The following is a 22087-nucleotide window of genomic DNA, read 5'->3' on the forward strand; positions in this document are numbered from 1 at the left end:
CTTGGCGCAACGACGACGCCGGATCGTCGCTATGCCGCTGAAAACCAAGCTATCGACGAAGTCTAGTCCTCAGCGATGCAGTACGTCGCGAACGGCGGATTTGATCAGCGACGTGTGCAAGGTGATGGCGAGGGCCGCCACCTCACGCGCCAGGTCGTCGGCGCGATCGCGGGCGCCGGCCTTGTCGGCTTTGACTAGCGGCCCGGCGATTTGGGCGATCAGGTCGGATTGCCGGTCCGCTGCCGAGCGGAAAGCACGCAGATGCCGCGGCTCCACACCGTATTCCGACAACGCTCGCGCGCATTGCAGGATGACCACGGCGTGTTCGTCGAAGAAGCCGCCCGGGCCGGTGGTGATCACGCCCGCCTTGAGCAGTGCCGTCAACAGGTCGTCGCCCACCCCGGAGCGCTCCAGCAGATCTTCACGACTCAGCCGGATGCTCGACGGCGCCACCGCCGCCGCGTCGGAACCGGCCCCGGAGCCCGGCTCGGCACTGGCCTCCCCAACTCCCGCCACCGACACCAGACGTGGCCCGGCGTAGGGCGAGCCGAAGGGCGGCAGTTCGCCGTCGGGCTGCGCGTCCAATTGCGACCGGATGACCTTGAGCGGTAGGTAGTGGTCGCGCTGCGCGGTCAGGATGAACCTCAACCGGGCACAGTCGTATGCGGTAAATCTCCGATAACCCGACGCGGCGCGCTGCGGCGTCACCAGTCCTTCGGCCTCCAGGAAGCGAATCTTGGAGATCGTGACATCGGGAAAGTCCGGCCTCAACAGTTCCAGGACCGCCCCAATCGACATCCCGGCCAGTGCCGGGCTATCGGGTGCGCTCACTAGCCTCCGGATCCTCCGTCCTCACCCTGCTTGGGCCCGGTCAAAAACACCAAGCGGAACTTGCCGATCTGTACCTCGTCGCCGTTGGCGAGCACCGCCGAGTCGACGGGCTCCCGGTTGACGTACGTGCCATTCAGGCTACCGACATCGACCACGCTGAATTCGTTGTTTTCCAACCTGAATTCGGCGTGGCGGCGACTGACGGTGACGTCGTCCAGAAAGATGTCGCTGTCGGGATGCCGGCCGGCGGAGGTGATGGGCTGGTCGAGCAAGAAGCGCGACCCCGCGTTAGGCCCCCGTTTGACGACCAGCAGCGCGGAGCCTGCCGGGAGGCCTTCCACCCCGGAGACCGCGCTCTCGGTGCCCGCCTGCGCGGGAGCGTCCAGTTCATTGAGGAAGTCGGCACGAAAGACGGAAGTCGTCTCCACCGTGACTTCGTCAGAGGTCTGGTCTTGGGGACTTCCGGAGTCCATATCCGTCACGCGCTGCTCCTCACTGGCCGCTGTGGCGTTGTCTGACCGGGCCGCTCGGCCGGCTGCTCACTGGGTTTTCTCGCCCGGTACTGCCGATTACAAGACTCGTGCGTTCAAGTGTCGATGTGTCGACGGTACCGCGCATAGGCCTGCAATGTGCCCCCCACCCGACGATCGGAAGACCGATTGCCCGCCTTCCCCCCGCCGGCCCGCCGCACCGCTCGCGTCGCCGCGCGGGGCTGGCAGGCACATTAGCAATCGTCATTCGGTCAGTGTTCCGCGGTAGGCCTCGGCGTCAAGCAGCGACGAAATGGCCGACTCCAGCGCGGCGACGTCCGGCACCTGCACGTCCAGCAGCCACCCGCCCCCGTAGGGCTCGGAGTTGACCAGCTGCGGGCTGCCTTCCAGATCGCCGTTGACCGCGGACACCGTGCCCGACACCGGGGCGTACAGATCCGAGACCGATTTCGTCGACTCGACCTCGCCGAACGATTCACCCGCGGTCAGTTCGGTGCCCACCTCGGGCAGCTGAACAAAGACGACATCGCCCAGGGCCGACTGCGCAAAGTCGGTGATACCGACGCGCACGGTGTCCTCACCGCTGCGGCGAACCCACTCGTGTTCGGCGGTGTAGTGCAGATCGGGCGGGATATCGCTCACAAGTCGTCCTGTTCGGTTGGGAGAATTGCTCACTTGACGGGCTGAGCGTATTGGTGCGGTTTTGGTTGTCGCAAGGTGGTCACGTCCACCCGGTCGGCCTGCCGGACGGACATCCGCGCACCGACGCGCTTGATGCTGTCCTCGGCGCCGCCCGGAATGTTCATCGCCGCGGCCAGGGTGGGCGGATCGCCAATCGCCAGAATCGAATACGGGGGCGACAGCGTCTTGGCGTCGACCGTCAGCGAGCCAGGCATACCCACTACCCAGGTATCGACACCGACTCGGACGGATTGGTGCGCGTCGTTGATTTCGATCGCCTCGGCACCGGCGGCACGCAGTTCGTTGATCACGTCGAGTATCACCTCCGGCGAAACCCCCGGCCCGGGGTCGTCGATCGTGACGGTGACGCCCGGCCCGGTGGCGCCGACCGCGCCGGCCAAGATGGACAGCGCGGCCAGCTTGGCCTGCGCGGCCTGGATGGCGGCCTGGTCGTTATTACCGGACGCCTGCAGCGAATTCAGCGTGTTCTGCAGTTCATTCACTTCGGCGTTGAGGGTGGCCTCGCGCTGACGTAGCGAGTCCAACAAGACCAACAAGTCCGCGGGGCGCGCCGTTTCCAGCGAATCGCCCGATTCGTTCTGGCGGACCTGCGTGACGATGGCGACGCCCAACAGCAGACACAACAGGGCCGCCAACATCCCGAAAGCCAGCCGGGAACGACCGCCGCGGACCAGCGCGGACAGTCCCGTGCGGCGCACCGGCCCGATCTCCGGGCGGGGGCGTTTCGCGGGAAGTTCGTGGCGGCCGTGCTGCGTAGGGCTTGCTGCGTCACCACTTTCGGCGGCGCCGTCCGCCGGGTCCTGGCTCACGCTGGCCTCCTCCCGGTCATCGCGCCGCTCCTGCACATCGCTCCGTCACGCCCCGAACAGCCGGCGCCGCAGGGCGGCGGCGTTGCCGAAGATGCGGATTCCCAACACCACGATGATCGCCGTGGACAACTGGGTACCGACGCCCAGCTGGTCGCCGACGTACACGATCAGTGCGGCCACGAAAACGTTGAACACGAAGGAGATCACGAAGACTTTCGGATCGAAGATGCGTTCCAGATAGGCGCGCAACCCGCCGAACACCGCGTCCAGCGCCGCGACCACCGCGATGGGCAGGTACGGCTGGACGACCTCGGGCACGGCGGGGTGGAAGACCAGGCCGAGCACGATGCCGATCGCCAGCGCCGCGATGCCGATCATGCTTGAGTTCCCGTCCGCGACTCGCAAAGCCGTAGATGCCTGTCGAGGGCTGTTCTCACTGTGGCCCAATCTGTTTGGCGAACTTGATATCCCGGATCGATCCCGCGGGCAGCGTCAGCCCGTCGGCGGCGTCGACGGTGACGACGACACCGTAGGAGACCTCAAGCAGCTTAAGACGCTGTCGGCCGGAGCTCTGGTCGAAGACGTCTCGCATCGCGCGGGGCGGCCCCACCGCCAGGATCGTGTACGGGCTGCTGGTGGGATTGTTGTCAACCAGGATCGCGCCGCCGGCTTGCCGGATGGTCACGTTGGGCCCGATGCGGACCCCGCCGACCGAAATCGCCTCGGCGCCGCTGGCCCACAACGAGTTGACGACCAGCTGCAGATCCCGGTCCAAAATGATCTGCCTGCTGCCGCCGAGCCGCTGCTTGGAAACGTCGGAAAGGTTCGGGCTGGCGCCCGGGTCGGTCACGGTGACCTTCAGCCCGGGGCCGATGACCGCCGTGCTGGCCGCCGCCAGGCCGAGCGCATCGAGGCGGGCCAGCAGCCGCTGCCCTTCGGCGTCGTCGGCCAGTGCGCGGCGCTGCACGCCATCCACCCGGGCGGACAGTTCGGTGCGCCGCTGGGCGAGTTTGGCCGCGGTGTTCTCGGTGGAACGCACATTGCCCAGCAGCAGTTGCTGCGCCGAGCGCACACCGGGCGCCACCGAGCGGGCCTGCGCGACGGCGGCGGCGAAGACCGTGGCGATCAGCAGCGCCGCCAACGCCTGCCACAGCCAGCCGAAGGCGCGGTCGCGCCCGTGCCCGTGCCCGTGCCCCGCGGCGTCGCTGCGTTTGGCCGCCGCCGCGGCGTAGCCGGGGTCCAGGTGCTCGGAGAGCAGGGCACGCAGCAGGGACGGCACCGGGATCAGCTGCGGGCGCGCCGCCACGTGGGCGCTGCGCCCGGCGTTGGGGTCGTAGCCGCCGAGCAGGCGGTCCGGGTCAGCCATGTTCGACCGCCTTCGGTGCGGCGGGCGGGCGTCCGCCGTGTTTGACCCGGGGCATCCGGCGCAGCACCAACGTCATCTGCACCACGTACTGCGTGAACGCCCAGAGGTAGCCGTACATGCCCCAGATCAGGAACGCCCAGCCGCAGGCCCCGACGACCCTGCTCCACAGGGCGTCCCACGTCCCGAGCAGCACCAGCGGAAAACCGGACATCAGTGCGAACGTGGCGGCCTTTCCGATGTAGGTGACGGGCAGCGCGGACAGCCCGCGGCTCCACAGCAGCGGCAGCGTCGCGGCCAGCAGCCCGTCGCGCGCCAGCAGGATGGCGACAAACCACCACGGCACGATCCCGCTCAGCGCCATCACGACGGGAACGCAGACCATGTAGAGGCGGTCGACCGCCGGGTCGAGCAGAACGCCGAGCCGCGACGACTGATCGAGCAGCCGGGCGATCTTGCCGTCGGCCCAGTCGGACGCCCCGCTGAACATCAAAATTCCGACCGCCCAGCCGTTGGCGTGCGCGACCAGCAGGGCGTAGACGAACACTCCGATGAGCACCAGGCGGATCGCGCTCAGCGCGTTGGGGACCGTCAGCACCCGATTGGGCGGAAGCGCCGGCTCCATAAGCCGTGACCTTAGTCGAACGCCGAGTGCGCGGCTGGACGCACACTCGGTCCCCGGTGTGCGGCTGGACGCACATTCGGCGCCCGCCGTCGACGACCTAGCGGAAAACGCCGGGCAGGCTCAGCGTGGATAGCGTGTCGTCGGACAGCGGGTTGTCGTTGACCATGTAGGTCCACGTCGAGGTGGGCCGGGCCAGCTTGGACAGATCCAGGCCCTGTTCCTCCTCGAGGACGTTCGCCGTCTCGAACGTCTGCTGCGCGGCCTCGATCGCATCCGCGGCCAGCGACGCGAACGCGTCGACCGCCAGCCGGTGGAACTCGTCCAGCGGATTCTGCCGGCCCAGCGCCCGCAGGTGGATGCTTTCGCGGATGTCGGCGAGGTACGCCAGATGATCGGCCCAGCCGCGGTCGAGGTGATAGAGCATGATCTGCCGGCAGATCTTCTCGAGGCGATCCTCGGGAATGTCCTTCGACAACTCCTTGTACCGCTTGGGCGCCAGCTCGGCGAGCTCCTCGCGCGCGCTTGCGGTGCGCAGCAACGTGTTTCGCCGATCGACGATGATGGCGCGCTGCTGGGCGATCAGGTGGTTGTAGCGCCAGGTATTAGCGTGCACGTCGAGCATCCGGCCCTCGGCTACGCGCTGGGCGTGGTCGAGCAGCCCGGCCGCCTTGGGGCTGACGATCCGGCCGTCTTCGTCGGTTTCCATCGGAAGCTTGTTGTGGTCGAGGTTGGCCGCCACCACGTCGTCTTCCCAACTCGAGAAAAACACGGACGAGCCGGGGTCGCCCTGGCGTCCGGCGCGGCCGCGCAGCTGGTTGTCCAGCCGCTCGGTGTGATGCCGTCCGGTGCCGACCACGTGCAGCCCGCCGAGTTCGGCGACCCTGTCATGGTCGGCTTCGTCGGAGCCGCCGAGCCGAATGTCGGTGCCGCGCCCCGCCATTTGCGTCGACACGGTGACCGCCCCGTACTTCCCGGCCTCGGCGATGACCTCGGCTTCCTCGGCGTCGTTCTTCGCGTTTAGCACCACCGCGGGTACGCCCCGGCGCAGCAGCCGCTCGTGCAGCTCCTCGGATTCGGCCACGTCCCGCGTGCCGACCAGCACCGGTTGCCCGGTCTCATGCACCTCGGCGATGTGCGCGACGACCCCGTCGTTCTTGGCCGCGGCCGTGATGTAGACGCGGTCGGACTCGTCCTCGCGAATGTTGGGCTCATTCGGCGGAATTGGGGACACGCCCAGCTTGTAGAACTGGCGCAGCTGCTCCCCGGCGGCCAGCGCCGTGCCGGTCATGCCGCACACGGTTTCGTAGCGATTGATCAGTGCCTGCACCGTGATCGTGTCGAGCACTTCCCCGGTTTCGGTGGTCTCGATCCCCTCCTTCGCCTCCACCGCGGCCTGCAGGCCGTCCGGCCAGCGCTGCAGTTGGGCGATGCGGCCGCGGGCGGCGTTGATCAGGTGCACCGCGTCGTCCCGGACGATGTAGTGCACGTCGCGCTGCAACAACACATGCGCGTGCAGCGCGACGTTGACCTCGGTCAGGGTCGTGCCGACGTGCTCCTCGGAGTAGAGGTCGATGCCGCCGAGCGCCTTCTCGACCTTGCGCGCCCCGACGTCGGTCAAATGGACGTTGCGGCTGTCGGCGTCGGTCTCGAAATCGGTGTCCGGTTTCAGCTGTCCGACCAGCTTGATGATCTCCAGCCGCGGCGTCTCCCGGTGCGTGGTACCCGCCAGCACCAGCGGCACCAACGCCTCGTCGACGAGCACCGAGTCGGCCTCGTCGATCAGGGCCACGTCGGGGTTGGGTGACACCAGGTCGTCGACGTCGACCACGAGTTGATCGCGCAGCACGTCGAAACCGATCTCGTTGACCGAGGCATAGGTGACGTCGCAGCCATAGGCGGCGCGGCGCTCCTCGCTGGTCGACTCGGCGGTGATCCAGCCGACCGTCAACCCCATCGCCTCGATGAGCGGGCCCATCCACTCCGCGTCACGGCGGGCCAGGTAATCGTTGATGGTCACCACGTGCACATGCCGCCCGGCCAGCGCGTAGCCCGCAGCCGCGATCGCTCCGGAGAGCGTTTTCCCTTCACCCGTGGCCATTTCGATGACGTCGCCGGCGAGCATGCGCAGCGCACCCAGCAGCTGCACGTCGAACGGGCGCAGCGTGGTCGCCCGTTCGGCCGCCTCCCTGGCGACCGCGAGGAATTGCGGGATGTCCTCGGGCTCCGCGAGATCGTCCAGCTTGAGCAGACCGGCGGCCTTGCGGAGCTGCTCGTCGGTAAGGCCGGCGGCTTCCTCGTCATACTCCGACGAGTCGGTGACCTGGGAAAGGGATCGGTTGCGGTTCTTTTCGGTGCTGGCGCCGAGCAGTCGCCAAAATCGGCTGCTCAGGCCGCCGGGCTGCGCGCGGGAGGTCTTTGGCACAGGTCAACGGTACGCGGTGGGCCGCCGCGTGAGCTCAGGCCAGTCGGCGACGATGCACGCCGCGTCGCGGCGTGAGGTGGGGGTACCTCCCAGCTGCGCAGCGGCGAGGGGGCAAGGCGACTCATCAGGCCAGGTTCGAGCGGCGTGGGTAGGCGACGTTGGGGTCGGTGAGGACGTTGACGACCGCGGGCAGGCCGCTGGCGAAGGCGCGTTCCAGCGCGGGCCGCAGCTCGGCCGGCGCGGAGACCAGCTCGCCGTGGCCACCCAGGGCACGCACCACCTCGTCATAGCGGGTGCCCGGACGCAGTTCCGCCACCACCGAATAGCCGTACAACGCCTCCATGGGGTGCTTTTCCAGCGCCCAGATTCCGTTGTTGCCGATCACCGAGACGACGGGCACGTTGTGCCGAACCAGGGTGTCCCATTCCATGCCGCTGAAGCCGAAGGCGCCGTCGCCCTGCAGGAGGACGACCTGACGGTCCGGCCGGGCGAGCTTGGCGGCCAGGGCGTAACCGGGGCCCGAGCCGAGGCAGCCGAAGGGGCCGCTGTCCAGCCAACAGCCCGCTTGGTAGCTGTCGATCACCCGTCCGGCGTAGGACCCGAAGTCACCGGCGTCGATGACGACGATCGCGTCGCGGTCCAGCATCGGCGCCAGCTCCGCATACACCCGCATGGGGTGCAACGGGACGCGGTCGTCGGCGAGCTCGGCCTTCTCCTTGCCGCGCGCCTCGGTTTCGGCCGCCCGCAGGTCGTCGATCCACGCTCGATGATCGGTCCCGCCGCCGGCCGCCAGCGCCGCGAGTGTCGACAGCAGGTCCCCGTAGAGCTCGGCCTCAACCGGTCGGGGATGGTTGCGCTCGGGTTCGGCCCGATCCACCACGATGAGCTTGGTTTGTGGCCCGAACACCGCACCGAAGCCGAGCCGGAAGTCCATGGGGACGCCGACGATCAGCGCAACGTCGGCCTCCCCCAACGCTTTTCCACGCACCCGGGAGAAGGCCAACGGGTGATCGGCGGGCACCGCGCCGCGCGCCATCCCGTTCATCAGCACAGGGATTTGCAGTTCCTCGGCGAGGCGCAGCAGCGCCGCCTCCCCGTGTCCCCACCAGACGTTGGTGCCCGCCATGATCACCGGCCGCTGCGCCGCCGAGAGCAGGCCGGCGGCGCGACCCAGCGCACCGCCGTCGGGAGTGGGCCCCGGCGGCAGGTTGGTGAGGGCGCCGGGGCGGCCGTGATCCTCGGACATGGAAAACACGTGGTCCATGGGGAAGTCGACGAACCCGACGCCCGACGGGGCGCCAACCGCCGCCAGCAACGCCTCATCGACGAGCCGGCCGGCGTCCCCGGCAGATTGCGCCGTGGCGGCGAAGCGGGCCAGCGGTGCCACGAACGGCACGTGATCGATCTCCTGCAGCGAGCCCATGCCCCACCGCTGCGCGGGCGCCCGGCCGCCCAAAACGACCAGGGGCGACTGGTTCTGCTGAGCCGCCGCCATCGCGCTCATGCCGTTGGTGACGCCCGGCCCCGCGGTGAGCGCGGCGACGCCGGGCACCCTCGTCACTTTCGACCACCCTTCGGCGGCGAAAGTCGCGGTCTGCTCGTGACGGGTATCGATCAGCCGAATCCCTTCCTCGCGGCAGCCGTCGTAAACGGAAAACAGGTGGCCACCCGACAACGTGAAGACGGTGTCGACACCGCTGGCGCGCAGGCGCCGCGCGATCAGCCGGCCGGCGTGCAATGTTTGTGTGGAGATGGCGTCGGTGCTCATAACCGCAGCCTATCCAGATCCTTCGGGTACCTTCGCCGGAGGATTTGAAGTTCCGGCAGAGTCCACCAGCTCGACCCCGAGGAGATAGCGACCATGGGCCCGAAGCCGTTCAAGCCGTCGATCGACTGGTCCACGGCCGCCGTGGATTCCCTGCGGTGGGTAGCCATCGCGTGGGTGATCAGCGCGGTGGTGCTGTTCATTGCGCTGGTCGCCTTCAGGTACCTCACGCCCTGGGGCCAGCAGTTCTGGCGGATCACGCGCGGTTACTTCGTCGGTGCGCACAGCGTGCGGGTGTGGGTGATGCTGGGCGTGCTGTTGCTGTCCGTACTCCTGTCCGTGCGGCTGATGGTGTTGCTCAGCTACCAGGGCAACGACCTGTACACCGCGGTGCAAAAGGCTGTGCAGGGCCTCGCCGCCGACGACGAAAACGTCAAACAGTCCGGGATACACGGCTTTTGGATGTCGATCGCGATCTTCAGCGTGCTGGCGGTCTTGTACGTCATCCGGTTCATGGTGGACATCTATCTGACGCAGCGGTTCATCATCGCCTGGCGGATGTGGCTGACGGCCAATCTCACCGACGACTGGCTCGCCGGCCGGGCTTACTACCGGGACCTGTTCATCGACCACACCATCGACAACCCCGACCAGCGCATCCAGCAGGACATCGACATCTTCACCGCGAATGCGGGTGGCACCCCGAACATCCCCTCGAACGGGACCGGCAGCACCCTGCTGTTCGGGGCCGTGAACGCGGTGGCCTCGGTGATCTCCTTCGCCGCGATCCTGTGGAACCTGTCCGGCAGCCTGACCGTGTTGGGCGTCGAGTTCCCGCGCGCGATGTTCTGGACCGTCCTGATCTACGTGCTGGTGGCCACGCTGGTGGCGATCTGGCTCGGCCATCCGCTGATCTGGCTCAGCTTCAACAACGAGAAGTTGAACGCCGCATTCCGGTATGCCCTGGTCCGATTGCGGGATGCCGCGGAGGCCGTGGGCTTCTACCGCGGCGAGCGAGTGGAGCGGGCGCAATTGTGGCGGCGCTTCACCCCGATCATCGACAACTACCGCAAGTTCGTCCGCCGGACCATCATCTTCAACGGCTGGAACTGGTCGGTGTCGCAGGCAATCGTTCCGCTGCCGTGGGTAATTCAGGCGCCGCGCCTGTTCGCCGGCCGGATCGACTTCGGCGACGTCGGGCAGAGCGCGACCGCCTTCGGCAACATCCAGGATTCGCTGTCGTTCTTCCGCAACAACTACGACGCGTTCGCGGCCTTCCGCGCGTCGATCATCCGGTTGCACGGGCTGGTCGACGCCAACGACAAGGGCCGCGCGCTGCCGACCATCCTGGTCAAGCCGAGCGAAGAGGCGCCCGTCGAGCTTCGCGACATCGAGGTACGCACGCCGGCCGGCGATCGGCTGATCGACCCGCTCGATGTTCAACTCGCCGAGGGCGATTCGCTGGTGATCACAGGGCGCTCCGGTGCCGGCAAGACCACGCTGCTGCGCAGTCTGGCCGAGTTGTGGCCGTACGCGTCCGGAACCCTCTGCCGTCCGCAGGGTGACAACGCGACGATGTTCCTGTCGCAGTTGCCGTACGTGCCGCTGGGCAGCCTGCGCACCGTGGTGTGCTACCCGAACTCGCCGGACGACGTCTCCGATGCCGAACTGGGCGAGGTGCTCACCAAAGTCGCGCTGGCGCCACTGGTGGACCGGCTCGACGAAGAGCGGGATTGGGCCAAGGTGCTGTCCCCGGGCGAGCAGCAGCGTGTCGCCTTCGCGCGCATCCTGCTCACCAAGCCCAAAGCGGTCTTCCTGGACGAGGCCACCTCCGCGCTGGACGAAGGCCTGGAATTCGCGTTGTACCAGCTGATGCGGACCGAGCTGCCGGACTGCGTGGTGGTCAGCGTCAGCCATCGGCCGACCGTTGAGCAGCACCACGAACAAGAGCTGCAATTGCTCGGCGGAGGGCCGTGGCGGCTGGGACCCGTGGAGGAAAAGAAGGAACCCGCGCGCGTCTAGCGTTTTCGGGCCGCGTGCGCTCCGGCGCGGGGCCTTAGCGCGCCTTCGCTCCCCCGGCCCCTCGGGCCGCGTGCGCTCCGGCGCGGCGGCCGAAGAACGAGCCCTCCCCCAGCTGCGTGCCGCTGGCGTAGCCCTTACCGTCCTGGGCGATGTTGGACGCGCACGCCCCGGCGGCGTACAGGCCCGGCACGACGGTGCCGTCCTCGCGCAGCACCTCGCCGTCCACGGACGTGGCGAGTCCGCCGATGGTGAAACCGGCGTACATCGCCTTACCCAATGACATGTCGAACGCCCCCCATGGCCCGTGATCTTGTGCCGCAAGGAATTCGGGCTGCTTGTGAAAATCCGGGTCCTCGCCGCGGGCGGCGTTGGCGTTGTAACGGTCCAGCGTCGCGACCAGGTTGCCCTCCGGAATGCCAAGTGCGGCTTCCATTTCCGGGACCGTCTCCCAGCCGTCGATCAGCGGGACCAGCGGCATCTTGGGGTGCTCTAGGTGCGCCTCGTCGACGATGAGGAACGCCGCGCTGTCCGGCTGATCCATGATGAACCCGGAAGTCCTGGAATGGTAGGAATCCTCGGCGACGAAGCGCTGTCCCAGTTTGTTCACGATGATGCCCGTCAACAGGATCGACGGCGGGTAGGGCGGAGCCGTGATGAAAATCTGGTCCATGTGCTCGGTTGCGCCGCCGGCCGAGACGCCCATCCGGATGCCCAGCCCGTCGTCGTAGGTGTTGCCCAGCACGAACGGTTTCTCGGCCAGCTTGGGGGTGTACTTGGCAACCATCTCCGGATTCATCACGAATCCCCCGGCAGCGACGATCACCGACTTTGCTTTGATCGCACCGGTTTCGGAGAACTGCTTCCACATGACGCCGCTCACCGCGCCCGAACCGTCCACGATGAGTTCGGTCGCGCCCGTCTCGTAACGGATCTGCACGCCCAGGTTCGCGGCGCGCTTCAGCAGCAGATCGATCACCATGCTGGCGCCCCCGGTGTCGCCGGGCACGGGCACCTTGTGGCCGCGCGGCGCCGGCACCGCCTGCTCCAAGAAGGGCCACACCTTCTCGTTGCCGGTGAACATCAGACCCTCGGTGTTGGGCTGAATGACCGCCTTGCCCGGAAAGTAGCTGCGCTCGAATTGAAAACCCAGGTCTTCCAGCCAATTGAAGTGCTCGACGCCGCCCTCGCAGTAGGCCCGGATCTTCTCGTGATCCGGCTGACGGGACACGGCGACCAGGTACTTGTACATCTCCTCGGGCGAGTCGGCATGGCCCGTCGCCTCCTGAACCGCCGTTCCTCCACCCAAATAGAAGTGGCCCCCGGCGAGCGACGTCGTCCCGCCCGCCGCCGCGGCGCGCTCCAGCACCAGCACCTTCGCCCCGGCGGCCGCCGCGCTGACAGCGGCGCAGCCGCCGGCGATGCCGAAGCCGACCACCACCACGTCGACGTCATCTGACCACGACGTCACGTCGTCCGCGCTGACCGTCGCCGGTATCTCGGTGCTCATTGGCGCTGCTCCTGTTTGATGTAGTCGTAAAACGCCCTCATCTCGGGCGCGATGTACGCGATCTCGACAAACGGCACCGCCGCCTGCGGCGCTGACACATAGGCGAACTGAATCCCGCCGGGCATCACGCCTTGCTGCACGACCGCGGCGCCGAATTCCACGGCCTCGGCCAACACCGCGTCGAACTGCCCGGGGCTCTCCGCCTCCACGCAAATGTGGTGCAGGCCGGGCCCCGATTCGCGCAGAAAGTCACTATAGATGTTCTCCCCACGGACGGGTTGGATCAGTTCCAGCTGCATGTCGCCGAGGTAGCTCAGCGAGATGCTGGCGACGAAATCGGCTGGCTTGCCAAGGTAGCTGCAGGAGTCCGGAGCAAAGTGCACGTCGGGTATCCGGACCCATTTGCGCACACCTAACAAGCCGGTGAGGGCGGTTTCCGTGGCGTCCAGGTCGGTGGTAACCCACGCGATCTGCGTCGGCGATTGAACGGGAAGGGTCATCGTCCTGCAGAATAGTCCAGTGGCTCGGCAGCCAGAAAGGGCCGCGAAAACTTTGCCATGGCGAGCGGCTGCATTGCCCCGCATGGTGGGTGAACGTGTTCTAATTCCGCGGGTGGCCCGGCCCCGGCCGTCAATGTTGGCTCAACACATCCACCAGCAGCCGAAGCTGCGCGTCGAACACCGCCTCGGGGTCGGTCAGGGTATCGGCGCCGTATTGCCCGAACACCTCGAGACTGATCGCCCCCAGCACCCCCGCCCACAGCAGGAAGCACTTGGCGACCACCTGATCGTCGCCGGGAAACCCGAACTCCTGGCGAATCCGCTCAAAGTCCGACGACATCGGTTGGGGCGCAACGGTATCGGTCAGCCTGATGTCGCCGGTGGCGATGCCGGACGCGACGGCGTCGAAGAAGGCCGCCACCACCCGGGTTCCCACGGCCACGGTGCGCTCCGGCGGTGCGTGATAGCCGGGCACCGGGCTGCCGTACAGCAGGGCCCAGCGGGCCGGGTGCGCGACGGCCCACGCCCGTGTTGCCCGGGAAATGGCGATGACATCGTCGCTCCAAAGGTCCCCGACCGCCTCGCGGGCGCGATCGACGGCGTCGGCCAGGTCGGAGTAGGCGTCGACCAGCAGCAAAGTCAGCAGCTCGTCGCGGCTGGACACGTAGCGGTACACGGCCGACGACACCATGCCGAGGTCCCGTGCGATCGCACGCACGGACAACCCGGCCGCACCGCGGTCGACCAGCTGCTGGCGACCGAGCTGGATGATGCGCGCCTCGATCTGCTGCCGGGTCTCCTGGCGTTTGCCCACGCGGTCAGTCTGGCATAACCGAGATCACCGCTCTTGCTTTCTGGTCAGGAGTGTGGCAATGTCCCCGCCTTAGAGAGCAGTGCTCTCGGTAGGTTGGCGAGAGAGGATGCGACATGTCCACCCGATACGAAGAACCGAGCGGGGTCGTGCGAGCCGCCAACGCGGTGATCCGCTGGCTTGCCGAGATGGGAGTCAGCATCGCCGGCACCCATGCGCTGCGGGTGCGCGGGCGCAAAAGTGGGAAGACGCGGGCGGTCGTCATCAATCTGCTGACCGTTGACGGGGTCGACTACCTGGTCTCACCGCGCGGCAACACCCAGTGGGCCCGCAACGTTCGGGCCGCGGGCGTCGTCGAGACCGGCCCGCGCTGGCGCCGGCGTCGCGCCAGGGTCAGCGAGGTGGCCGACGCGGCCAAAACGGAACTGCTGCGGCGATATCTGGAGCGCTGGTACTGGCAGGTCAAGGACTACGTCGCCGGACTGACCCCGGACAGCACCGACGAGGAGTTCCGCGCCGTCGCACCCACGATCCCGGTGTTCGCCCTCGCGGAGGCGGACGAGGCCCGCTGAATCGCCTAGCGGGCGCCCCCGCGCGTCACACCGAGGTCCTCACGGACTTCCTCTGAGGTGGCCCGCCATGACACCGCCGCCGGGAAATCCCCCCACACGCTGTTGAAGATCCCCACGAGCAGCCCCGGACCTGCGCTGGAAGGCAGGTACACCGGGCCGCCCGAATCGCCGTTGTGGCTCTGCACCCCGTGCGACATGGTGAACCAGCCGTTGTTCACGCTCTCCACCGTCCCGCAGGTTTCGCCGGTGCTGACCCCGAAGTGGCAGATCGCCTGTCCGGGGGCGAGCGCCGCCGCCGGATTCGAGATCAGTGGACGCCCGCCGGGCAGGACGTTGTTCGCCATCACGCCGTTGTCCAGCACGATCGCCTCGTAGTCGGTGATCAGCTGGTCGGTGGCCACCGTCGTGCCGCTGGGGGTGTTGTCCCGGAAGGCGGCCAGGCGGCCGATCACGGCCCCGCCCCGGTCCGTGACGACGCCCGCGCCGCCGCGGCAGTGCCCCGCGGTGAACGCGATCTTGAGGTTGGGGTCGACGTAGCCCAGCGTGCAGACGCGATTGTCCTGGCGGATCTCCATGCCCGGATAGACCATGACGGGGTCGGCCTTGGCCGGGGCGGGCGGCATCCATTGCGCGAACGCGGCCACGGTGATCGACGCGGTGAACGCTCGCATTGCCAGGCGACGCACCATCAACTCCGATCCGTCCGGGCCAAATCTCGACCGATTTGAGATTACGGCGTGACTTTCCGTTACGCAGAAGTCTTCGCGCCGTCCGCCGCCGGTGTTACGGAGATGTCGCCAGGGAAACGGCGGCCTCGGTGCGGTCCGCGGTGCGTGGGGCCCAGCCCGGCGGGCCGAAGACATAGCCCAGCCGGTCGCGCAGCCGGGTCGCGGTGCGCCAGTCGTGGGCGATCGCGACGTATTCCCGGGTCTGCAGCTTCCAGATGTTGAACGTGTCGACCCGCTTGGTCAGGCCGTAGTGGGGGCGGAACAACTCGGCCTGGAAGCTGCCGAACAGCCGGTCCCAGAGGATGAGGATTCCGCCGTAGTTCTTGTCGAGGTAGATCTGATCCATCCCGTGGTGCACCCGGTGATGTGACGGGGTGTTGAAGACGAATTCGAAGACCCGCGGCAGCTTGTCGATCCGCTCGGTGTGCACCCAGAACTGGTAGATCAGGCTGATCGAGAAACTGAAGAACACCATCCAGGGCGGGATCCCCAGCAGCGGCAGGGGCACCCACATCAGGATTTCGCCGCTGTTGTTCCACTTCTGGCGCAGCGCGGTCGCGAAGTTGAAGTATTCGCTGGAGTGGTGGGCCTGGTGCGTCGCCCAGATCAGCCGCACCCGGTGCGCGATCCGGTGATAGGCGTAATACAGCAGGTCAACCCCGAGAATGGCGATGACCCAGGTGTACCAATGGGCGGCCGAGAGGTGCCACGGCGCCACATAGGCATAGATCGCGGCGTAGCCGAACAGCGCCAGAGTCTTCCAGGCGGCGGTGGTGCCCACTGAGACCAGCCCCATCGAGATGCTGGCCAGCGAGTCACGCGTGAGGTATGCGCCGGAGACCGGCCGCGCGTTTTCGACGATGCTCTCCAGCTTTCGGGCCGCCGCCCATTCCAGCGTCAACAGCAACAAGAAGAAGGGAATGGCGAGCAGCACGGGATCCCGCATCTGCGGGGGCAGCGCGGACACGAAATCTGAGAGCGCACTCACAGGGATAAGACTACGACGAACCGCGGGACAGTCGGGTCGCCTTGGTCCGGCATGCGGTCCACACTGTGCTGACGGATCGGAGGGCTTGGACAGTTGACCGCTGTGGTGGTGATCGGCTCGGGCTTTGCCGGATTATGGGCGGCGCTCGGTGCAGCCCGCCGGCTCGACGAGCTGGCCATCCCGACGGGCGTTGTCGACATCACCGTGTTGGCCACCCAGCCCTTTCACGACATCCGGGTGCGCAATTACGAGGCTGACCTGCGCCCATGCCGCGTTCCGCTCGCCGGCCTGCTCGACCCCGTGGGTGTGGCACACGTCGCCACCGAGGTGACCGCGATCGACACCGACGCCCGCACCGTCGCCACATCGGGTGGCGTGACGTATGACTACGACCGGTTGGTGCTGGCCTCGGGCAGCCACGTCCAAAAACCCGCCGTGCCGGGTCTGCGGGAGTTCGGCTTCGACGTCGACACCTATGACGGTGCCCTTGCGCTGCAGAACCACCTGCTTCGGCTCGCCGACGGTTCCCCAACGGCGGCGGGCACGGTTGTCGTGGTCGGGGCGGGACTGACCGGCATCGAAGTGGCGTGCGAGCTACCGGACAGGTTGCGCCGGCTGTTCGCTGGGAGCGACGTCACTCCCCGGGTGGTGCTGCTGGATCGCAGCCGCATCGGCTCCGACATGGGCAGCTCGGCGCGTCCGGTCATCGAAGCCGCGCTGGAGGCCAACGGCGTCGAGACCCGGGCGGGCGTGGGCGTCGCCGCGATCAGCGAACGCGGGGTGTCGCTGACCTCGGGCGAACACCTGGCGGCGGCCACGGTGGTGTGGTGTGCCGGCATGCGGGCCAGCTCGCTGACCGAGCACTTGCCGGTGGCGCGCGACCGCCTGGGGCGGGTGCCCGTCGATGACTTTCTGCGGGTAGTCGGCGTCCCCGCAATTTTTGCCGCGGGCGACGTCGCCGCCGCCCGGATGGACGGGGACCACCTGTCGGTGATGTCGTGTCAACACGGCCGCCCGATGGGACGCTACGCCGGCTACAACGTAATCAGCGACCTGTTCGGCGAGCCGCTGCTGGCTCTCCGAATCCCTTGGTATGTAACGGTTCTCGACCTCGGACCGGCCGGCGCGGTTTACACCGAAGGGTGGGATCGGCTGCTGGTGTCAAGTGGCGAACGGGCCAAGGCGACCAAGCGGACGATCAACACTCGGCGCATCTACCCGCCGCTGACCGGGAACCCTGCCGACCTCCTGGCCGCGGCCGCGCCGGAGCTGCAGTCCCGCCCCTAGCGGTCCGATTGCGCTTCGTCGCCGGCGTACCACTGAACGGCGCGAACTCCCGGCTGCAGCGACAGCTCCGCCACCAACCGCTCCAGCCGGGACGGGGCGTCGCCGTCCATGAGCAGGTGCGCGGTCAACGTGACCTCGTCGTCGCCGGACCGCCCGGTATGGATGCCGCGCAGCGTGATGTCGTTGCCGCTCGCGTGCTGCACGATCTGAGCGCGCGTGTACTGCTCGTGTTTCGGACGGGAGACCACCTGCACCAGGTAGGGCCGCAGACTCTCGTCTTCGTCTCCGGTGTTGTCGCGGTCGATCAGCCGGCCAAGCGGGCGCCCGAACACGTGAATGCCGATGACGGTCCCGGTGCCGATCAGCGCGAACACCAGGTGCCCTGACGCCGCCAGGACGCCGATCGCCGCAGAACACCACAGCGTGGCCGCGGTGTTGAGGCCCCGGACGTTGACGCCCTCGCGCAGGATCACGCCACCGCCGAGGAATCCGATGCCGGACACCACGTACGACGCGACCCTGGTTGGGCTGGTGTCCGCGGTGGCGGCGGCATAGAGCACGAACAACGTCGCGCCGCCGGCGACCAGCGCGTTGGTCCGCAGGCCGGCCCGGCGCGCCCGCCATTGCCGCTCCAGGCCGATGAGCGCGCCACATCCCACGCCGACGGCGAGCCGGAGCGCGAAATCGGCGACGCTCAGCGTGGTCTCCATCAGCAGTCCTTCCCCCGGGTCAGCACCGGCGGAGCTAATCATTCTCAGGTGAACGGCAGGTGGCCCCGAGTCGAACCGGATGCGTTGCGGCCATGCGTGCGAAACCCGTGCGCCGCCAAACGGTTCCCCGTTATGGCCGACGCCAGGCTAGCTCTTGTTGAGTTGCTGGGGACAGTAGAATTTCGCGGCGATCGCCAGGAACGACGTGGCGTGTTCCGTAGTGAGCCCGGGATTTTGGCCCTTCAAATCGTTGACCATCTGGGGGCCGTACTCGCCATTGCCCATCGCAGTGCACACCGCTTGGGCGAATTGGACGGCTGCCTCCGGCGTCTTGTAGGTGATACCCGCGCTTCGCAGCGACGCGAGAAAGCCCGCCTCGTCGACGCCGCCCGCATCCGGCTCGCTCTGCGCGGGCGCGGCCAGCAGGATCGCGGCCGGAACGGCGATCAGCGCCAGCAGCAGCCTCATAACCGGTGATTGTCTCATGGCGCGACACCGACTGCAGCACTGGCTCAGCTTAGCGAAATGGCTTGTGGGTCAGTGTAATACGACCTTGGCAAGCCCCGATCAGGCCTTGCTGAGCTGGTGCGGGCAGTAGTATTTCGCGGAGATCATGGCGAAGTTGGAAGCCATCTCCATGTCCATGCCCGGATTGTGCATCTTGACGTCATGGACCAGTTCCAAGCCCGATTCCCCGTTGTTCAGGCACGAACACACCGCCCGGCCCGCCCCGACGGCCGCATCCGGACTTGCGAAGCCGAAGCCGGCCTGATGCAGGGCGGCGAGGAACGCCCCGTCGTCGCCGTCCGGCACGGGTGGAGGGTCGGCGTATGCCGGTGCGGCCAGGCCGATCATCACCGGGACGCCCAGTAGAACCAGTAACCGTTTCATTGCTCGCCTTCCTTGCGCATAGCTGCAGGAGCTTGAATCATGTTGCCCGTTAACCTAATTGGGCATCGGCGGGCAGGACTTTGGACTTGTCGCCCTTTTTCAGGTGCACGGCGTGAATGCCGGGTTTCTTCGCCAGCTGCTCGAGCAGGGCGTCGAGGCCCTCCTGGTCGACGTTGTGGTGCTGCACGGTTTCGGGTTTCTCCGAAATCTGCGCGACCAGACGCTTCAGCTGTTCCGGCGATTGCTTGTCTTTGAGATCTTTGATGGGCTTCATCCGGTTGCGGACGCCGGCACCGACCACGGTGGGCCCCCCGGAACCGAGGGCGCTGCCCAGCATCCCCGCCATCCCCATCGAACTGAACAGGCTGCCCTCGCCCAGCGCCGCCGCGGGCACCGCCTCGGGCCCCGCCGCCGACAGGGCGGCGGCAACGGTTCGGATGGCCGGGGTGGCCGAGGCCCAGCTGGGCGGAACGCTCAACTGGCCGACCAATGTGCCGCGCGCGAAGCCCGCCGTCGGGCTGATCGCGTCGTAGAGCGTGCCCCGGCCGAAGCCCAATGCCCCCAGCCCGGCGCCGAGCGCGTCCTTCGGTAACGCGCCGTAGGCGGCGGGCGGGGCAAACTTGAGCCACTGCGACACGGGGAAGTTGATCAGCAATCCGACGTCGTTGAACTGTGTGGTCAGCCCCAACGGCACCTTGACCGCGTTGTACATGGCCGTGATCAGCGGGGTGCCGCCAGGAGTGGTGCCGAAGCCTTTCAAGAAGGTGGTGATGGTGGTGTTGTATTGGGTCGCGAGCTGCGAGAGCCATGCCAGTATCGGGTTACCCGCCGTCGCGGTCGTGGTCAGCGAGCTGGCTGCCGCGCTGACCGTTGACCCCGCATTGCCGGCGGAGGTGCCGGCACTTTGGCTTAGTGCGGCCGCCTGCATGGTTGTGCCGGCAGTGTTCGTGGTCGCGGGCGGCTCCGCGAACGGCGTAAACCTCGAGGCCGCCTCCGACGAGGTGGCGTAGCTGTCCATCGCCACTGCGTCCTGGGCCCACATCTCGCTGTACTGGGTCTCGGTGGCCGCGATTGCGGCTGTGTTCTGCCCGAACAGGTTGGTCGCCATCAGCTGCGCCAACAGGGCACGGTTCTCCGCGATCACCGGGGGCGGCACATGCGCAGCGAACGCCGCCTCGTACGCGGCTACCGCCGCGCTGGCCTGAGTGGCGGCTTCCTGGGCCTGAATCGCGGTCTCCTGCATCCAGGTCACATAGGGCGCGGCTGCCGAGGCCATGGCAACTGATGAGGGGCCCACCCATGGCCCGGTGGCCAGACTCGAAACCACCGACGAATAGGCCGACGCCGCAGACTGCAACTCCGCGGCCAGGTTCTCCCATGCGGTCGCGGCCGCCACCAACGACTCCGGTCCCGGACCGGCATACATCCGGCCCGAATTGAACTCCGGCGGAAAGGCTCCGTAAAACATTTGTGATCCCTTACCTGGTGGCTGGCGGTTGAGTGGACGGTGCTGGGTTGGCGTGCGGTGCGTTCATGGCGGTCACTCCTCGATGCACGGGATCACGATGATGGTGGCGGCGGCCGGGTCGGCCTCGGCAACGGCACCGCCCAGCGAGCTGGCCGCCGCGGCGGCACTTCCGCTCATGGGGTGGGTCGCGCTGGCGGCGACGGCCCGCCCCAGCAGGCTGGACAGACCCATTTGGCTGAAGACGCCCTCTTCGCCGGCCAGCGCAGCGGCCGGGGCGGCGGCCAGGTTGGTGGGCATCACCTGGGCGACAGTGCGGATCGTCGGCGCCGCCTCCGTCCAGCCCTGCGGTACCGACATGCTGCCGACCAGGGACGCTTTGCCCATGGACCCCGAAACCGGTCCGACGGCGGAGCTCAGCATGGGCCGCACAGCGCTGGGTCCGCTGGTCAGCGGCGCCAGTGCCCCGGAGATCGCCTTCGGGCCGGACAAATACGCCGCGGCGCTCTGACCGTTCTGGCCCCAGGCGTACGCCTGACCGAAGGACAGGAACGGGCCACCCGGGACGCTGCTCCATGACTGGGGGGAGTACGGGCCCGTCAGCACCGACCAGATGTTGTTCCAGTAGTCGAGGTTTTGCCCGATTCCGGTGGTGAGCCCAGTCCCCGTCGTAGGGTTCGTTGCCGCCACGTTGCCGGCGTTCAGCAGGGGTTGCAACGAGCTCAGCTGAGAGGCGGTGTTGGAGCTCGACTGCGCACCCGACTGCGTGACCGCGGCCGCCTGCATCGGGCCGGCCGACTCGTTGGTGGTCCGCGGCGGCTCGGCGAACGGCGTCAGTTGGGATGCGGTCGCCGATGACGCCGCGTAGCCGTACATTGCGGCGGCGTCCTGGGCCCACATCTCCATGTATTGGGCTTCGGTGGCGGCGATCGCCGGGGTGTTCTGGCCGAGGATGTTGGTGGCGATGAGCGTTGCCAGCAGCGCGCGATTGGCCGCGATCACCGGTGGCGGCACCGTGGCCGCGAACGCCGCCTCGTAGGCGCCGGCGGCCAGCTTGGCCTGGGCGCCGGCCTCCTCCGCCTGGGCACCGGTGGCATTCATCCACGCCACGTAGGGCGCGGCGGCTGCGGCCATTGCTATCGACGACGGACCCGTCCACGGCCCCGTCGCCAGCGTCTCGATGGTCGAGCCGTACGAGGCGCTTGTGGCCTGCAGCTCCGCGGCCAATTCATCCCACGCCGCCGCAGCGGACAGCAGCGGACCCGACCCAGCACCGACATACATCCGCCCCGAGTTGATCTCCGGCGGAAGCGCCCCGAAGTCCAACATCGACTACCTCCCGTCCCTCAAGTGGCCGCCAGGGTAGGCGCGGCTTTGCTGCCTCTGCCGCAACCGCGGCAAGGTTCTAATGAAATCCATCAGATCCGTTTTTGACGCCACAAGCTCATTCCACATACTTCAAACAACAGGCCATTCCCTCCCCGAACTGAAGTCCTCACGAAGAATGCGCGACTTGACCCGCCATCCGCCCATGAATATAAGGGGATTGTGACGGTAACGCATTTCAGCCCGCGTTCCCTCCACGTAACAAACTGTAA

22 protein-coding genes are annotated in these 22087 nt (G+C 67.6%); 3 read left to right on the forward strand and 19 right to left on the reverse strand.

Translation table 11 applies throughout. The annotated features are described in order from the left end of the window. Window positions 1-69: 69 nt before the first annotated feature. From A5773_RS18635 to A5773_RS18675, 9 genes are all read right to left on the reverse strand, one after another. Window positions 70-831 (reverse strand): MerR family transcriptional regulator, encoded by a 762-nt coding sequence (locus A5773_RS18635; protein ID WP_066954135.1) that lies wholly within the window; start codon window positions 829-831, stop codon window positions 70-72. Then, window positions 831-1304 (reverse strand): glycogen accumulation regulator GarA, encoded by a 474-nt coding sequence (gene garA / locus A5773_RS18640; RefSeq protein WP_369817373.1) that lies wholly within the window; start codon window positions 1302-1304, stop codon window positions 831-833. Before garA ends, A5773_RS18635 begins: the two co-directional genes overlap by 1 nt. Before the next feature lie 261 nt (window positions 1305-1565). Further along, window positions 1566-1964 carry a glycine cleavage system protein GcvH gene (gene gcvH, locus A5773_RS18645; protein ID WP_066954128.1) on the reverse strand — a complete coding sequence of 133 codons (399 nt, stop codon included), beginning with the start codon at window positions 1962-1964 and terminating at the stop codon, window positions 1566-1568. Between the two features lie 29 nt (window positions 1965-1993). Beyond that, complete coding sequence (locus A5773_RS18650; RefSeq protein ID WP_066954685.1) at window positions 1994-2833, reverse strand: DUF881 domain-containing protein; 840 nt, start codon at window positions 2831-2833, stop codon at window positions 1994-1996. A 45-nt stretch (window positions 2834-2878) separates the two neighbouring features. Further along, window positions 2879-3211 (reverse strand): small basic family protein, encoded by a 333-nt coding sequence (locus A5773_RS18655; protein ID WP_007170008.1) that lies wholly within the window; start codon window positions 3209-3211, stop codon window positions 2879-2881. Window positions 3212-3266: 55 nt separating this feature from the next. Continuing rightward, the gene (locus tag A5773_RS18660; RefSeq protein WP_066954126.1) at window positions 3267-4199 is read right to left on the reverse strand and encodes a DUF881 domain-containing protein; all 933 of its coding nucleotides are present in this window, start codon (window positions 4197-4199) and stop codon (window positions 3267-3269) included. Next, window positions 4192-4821 carry a CDP-alcohol phosphatidyltransferase family protein gene (locus A5773_RS18665; protein ID WP_066954123.1) on the reverse strand — a complete coding sequence of 210 codons (630 nt, stop codon included), beginning with the start codon at window positions 4819-4821 and terminating at the stop codon, window positions 4192-4194. The genes A5773_RS18660 and A5773_RS18665 overlap by 8 nt, the downstream gene beginning before the upstream one ends. A gap of 97 nt (window positions 4822-4918) precedes the next feature. Further along, window positions 4919-7243, reverse strand: coding sequence for an accessory Sec system translocase SecA2 (secA2, locus tag A5773_RS18670; protein ID WP_067792069.1), 2325 nt, complete (start codon window positions 7241-7243; stop codon window positions 4919-4921). Window positions 7244-7367: 124 nt separating this feature from the next. Beyond that, window positions 7368-9011 (reverse strand): acetolactate synthase, encoded by a 1644-nt coding sequence (locus A5773_RS18675; RefSeq protein WP_067792072.1) that lies wholly within the window; start codon window positions 9009-9011, stop codon window positions 7368-7370. A 93-nt stretch (window positions 9012-9104) separates the two neighbouring features. Between A5773_RS18675 and A5773_RS18680 the strand changes: the two genes are divergently transcribed. Continuing rightward, window positions 9105-11030 (forward strand): ABC transporter ATP-binding protein/permease, encoded by a 1926-nt coding sequence (locus tag A5773_RS18680; RefSeq protein ID WP_067792075.1) that lies wholly within the window; start codon window positions 9105-9107, stop codon window positions 11028-11030. Between the two features lie 34 nt (window positions 11031-11064). On the opposite strand, the gene A5773_RS18685 is transcribed toward A5773_RS18680, so the two are convergent. From A5773_RS18685 to A5773_RS18695, 3 genes are all read right to left on the reverse strand, one after another. Beyond that, a complete protein-coding gene (locus A5773_RS18685) occupies window positions 11065-12537 on the reverse strand; it encodes an FAD-binding protein (RefSeq protein WP_067792077.1) in 1473 nt (490 codons plus the stop codon). Continuing rightward, window positions 12534-13037: a VOC family protein gene (locus tag A5773_RS18690; protein WP_066954107.1), complete on the reverse strand. Its 504-nt coding sequence runs from the start codon at window positions 13035-13037 to the stop codon at window positions 12534-12536. Before A5773_RS18690 ends, A5773_RS18685 begins: the two co-directional genes overlap by 4 nt. Window positions 13038-13167: 130 nt before the next feature. After that, window positions 13168-13851, reverse strand: a complete 684-nt coding sequence (locus A5773_RS18695; RefSeq protein WP_066954104.1) for a TetR/AcrR family transcriptional regulator — start codon at window positions 13849-13851, stop codon at window positions 13168-13170. Window positions 13852-13964: 113 nt separating this feature from the next. Here A5773_RS18695 and A5773_RS18700 point away from each other — a divergent pair, with 113 nt between their 5' ends. Beyond that, window positions 13965-14420 carry a nitroreductase/quinone reductase family protein gene (locus A5773_RS18700; RefSeq protein ID WP_066954099.1) on the forward strand — a complete coding sequence of 152 codons (456 nt, stop codon included), beginning with the start codon at window positions 13965-13967 and terminating at the stop codon, window positions 14418-14420. 5 nt (window positions 14421-14425) lie between these two features. Here A5773_RS18700 and A5773_RS18705 read toward each other — a convergent pair whose 3' ends face one another. After that, on the reverse strand, window positions 14426-15109 hold the full coding sequence (locus tag A5773_RS18705) for a hypothetical protein (RefSeq protein WP_066954094.1): 684 nt from the start codon (window positions 15107-15109) through the stop codon (window positions 14426-14428). A 94-nt stretch (window positions 15110-15203) separates the two neighbouring features. Continuing rightward, complete coding sequence (locus A5773_RS18710; RefSeq protein ID WP_067792080.1) at window positions 15204-16136, reverse strand: sterol desaturase family protein; 933 nt, start codon at window positions 16134-16136, stop codon at window positions 15204-15206. 93 nt (window positions 16137-16229) lie between these two features. On the opposite strand from A5773_RS18710, the gene A5773_RS18715 reads away from it, so the two are divergent. Continuing rightward, on the forward strand, window positions 16230-17423 hold the full coding sequence (locus A5773_RS18715; protein ID WP_067792083.1) for an NAD(P)/FAD-dependent oxidoreductase: 1194 nt from the start codon (window positions 16230-16232) through the stop codon (window positions 17421-17423). Here A5773_RS18715 and A5773_RS18720 read toward each other — a convergent pair. From A5773_RS18720 to A5773_RS18740, 5 genes are all read right to left on the reverse strand, one after another. Beyond that, window positions 17420-18133: an MgtC/SapB family protein gene (locus A5773_RS18720; protein ID WP_066954682.1), complete on the reverse strand. Its 714-nt coding sequence runs from the start codon at window positions 18131-18133 to the stop codon at window positions 17420-17422. The genes A5773_RS18715 and A5773_RS18720 overlap by 4 nt on opposite strands. Before the next feature lie 147 nt (window positions 18134-18280). Next, entirely contained in the window at window positions 18281-18601 is a 321-nt protein-coding gene (locus A5773_RS18725; protein WP_066954084.1) for a DUF732 domain-containing protein, read from the reverse strand. A 99-nt stretch (window positions 18602-18700) separates the two neighbouring features. After that, complete coding sequence (locus tag A5773_RS18730) at window positions 18701-19024, reverse strand: DUF732 domain-containing protein (RefSeq protein ID WP_066954081.1); 324 nt, start codon at window positions 19022-19024, stop codon at window positions 18701-18703. Window positions 19025-19073: 49 nt separating this feature from the next. Beyond that, window positions 19074-20492, reverse strand: coding sequence for a PPE family protein (locus A5773_RS18735; RefSeq protein WP_066954078.1), 1419 nt, complete (start codon window positions 20490-20492; stop codon window positions 19074-19076). Between the two features lie 72 nt (window positions 20493-20564). Further along, entirely contained in the window at window positions 20565-21818 is a 1254-nt protein-coding gene (locus A5773_RS18740) for a PPE family protein (protein WP_067263322.1), read from the reverse strand. Window positions 21819-22087 lie beyond the last annotated feature (269 nt).

Source organism: Mycobacterium sp. 852014-52450_SCH5900713, from assembly GCF_001667075.1.
Classification (GTDB): domain Bacteria; phylum Actinomycetota; class Actinomycetes; order Mycobacteriales; family Mycobacteriaceae; genus Mycobacterium.

What these genes read in the sequence shown, in the direction of transcription:
- A5773_RS18725 (WP_066954084.1), bottom strand. Translation starts at nt 18,601, where the DNA reads ATGAGGCTGCTGCTGGCGCTGATCGCCGTTCCGGCCGCGATCCTGCTG.
- A5773_RS18730 (WP_066954081.1), bottom strand. Translation starts at nt 19,024, where the DNA reads ATGAAACGGTTACTGGTTCTACTGGGCGTCCCGGTGATGATCGGCCTG.
- A5773_RS18665 (WP_066954123.1), bottom strand. Translation starts at nt 4,821, where the DNA reads ATGGAGCCGGCGCTTCCGCCCAATCGGGTGCTGACGGTCCCCAACGCG.
- garA (WP_369817373.1), bottom strand. Translation starts at nt 1,304, where the DNA reads ATGGACTCCGGAAGTCCCCAAGACCAGACCTCTGACGAAGTCACGGTG.
- A5773_RS18700 (WP_066954099.1), top strand. Translation starts at nt 13,965, where the DNA reads ATGTCCACCCGATACGAAGAACCGAGCGGGGTCGTGCGAGCCGCCAAC.
- A5773_RS18735 (WP_066954078.1), bottom strand. Translation starts at nt 20,492, where the DNA reads ATGTTTTACGGAGCCTTTCCGCCGGAGTTCAATTCGGGCCGGATGTAT.
- A5773_RS18655 (WP_007170008.1), bottom strand. Translation starts at nt 3,211, where the DNA reads ATGATCGGCATCGCGGCGCTGGCGATCGGCATCGTGCTCGGCCTGGTC.
- A5773_RS18690 (WP_066954107.1), bottom strand. Translation starts at nt 13,037, where the DNA reads ATGACCCTTCCCGTTCAATCGCCGACGCAGATCGCGTGGGTTACCACC.
- A5773_RS18680 (WP_067792075.1), top strand. Translation starts at nt 9,105, where the DNA reads ATGGGCCCGAAGCCGTTCAAGCCGTCGATCGACTGGTCCACGGCCGCC.
- A5773_RS18720 (WP_066954682.1), bottom strand. Translation starts at nt 18,133, where the DNA reads ATGGAGACCACGCTGAGCGTCGCCGATTTCGCGCTCCGGCTCGCCGTC.
- A5773_RS18675 (WP_067792072.1), bottom strand. Translation starts at nt 9,011, where the DNA reads ATGAGCACCGACGCCATCTCCACACAAACATTGCACGCCGGCCGGCTG.
- A5773_RS18740 (WP_067263322.1), bottom strand. Translation starts at nt 21,818, where the DNA reads ATGTTGGACTTCGGGGCGCTTCCGCCGGAGATCAACTCGGGGCGGATG.
- A5773_RS18660 (WP_066954126.1), bottom strand. Translation starts at nt 4,199, where the DNA reads ATGGCTGACCCGGACCGCCTGCTCGGCGGCTACGACCCCAACGCCGGG.
- A5773_RS18685 (WP_067792077.1), bottom strand. Translation starts at nt 12,537, where the DNA reads ATGAGCACCGAGATACCGGCGACGGTCAGCGCGGACGACGTGACGTCG.
- A5773_RS18705 (WP_066954094.1), bottom strand. Translation starts at nt 15,109, where the DNA reads ATGGTGCGTCGCCTGGCAATGCGAGCGTTCACCGCGTCGATCACCGTG.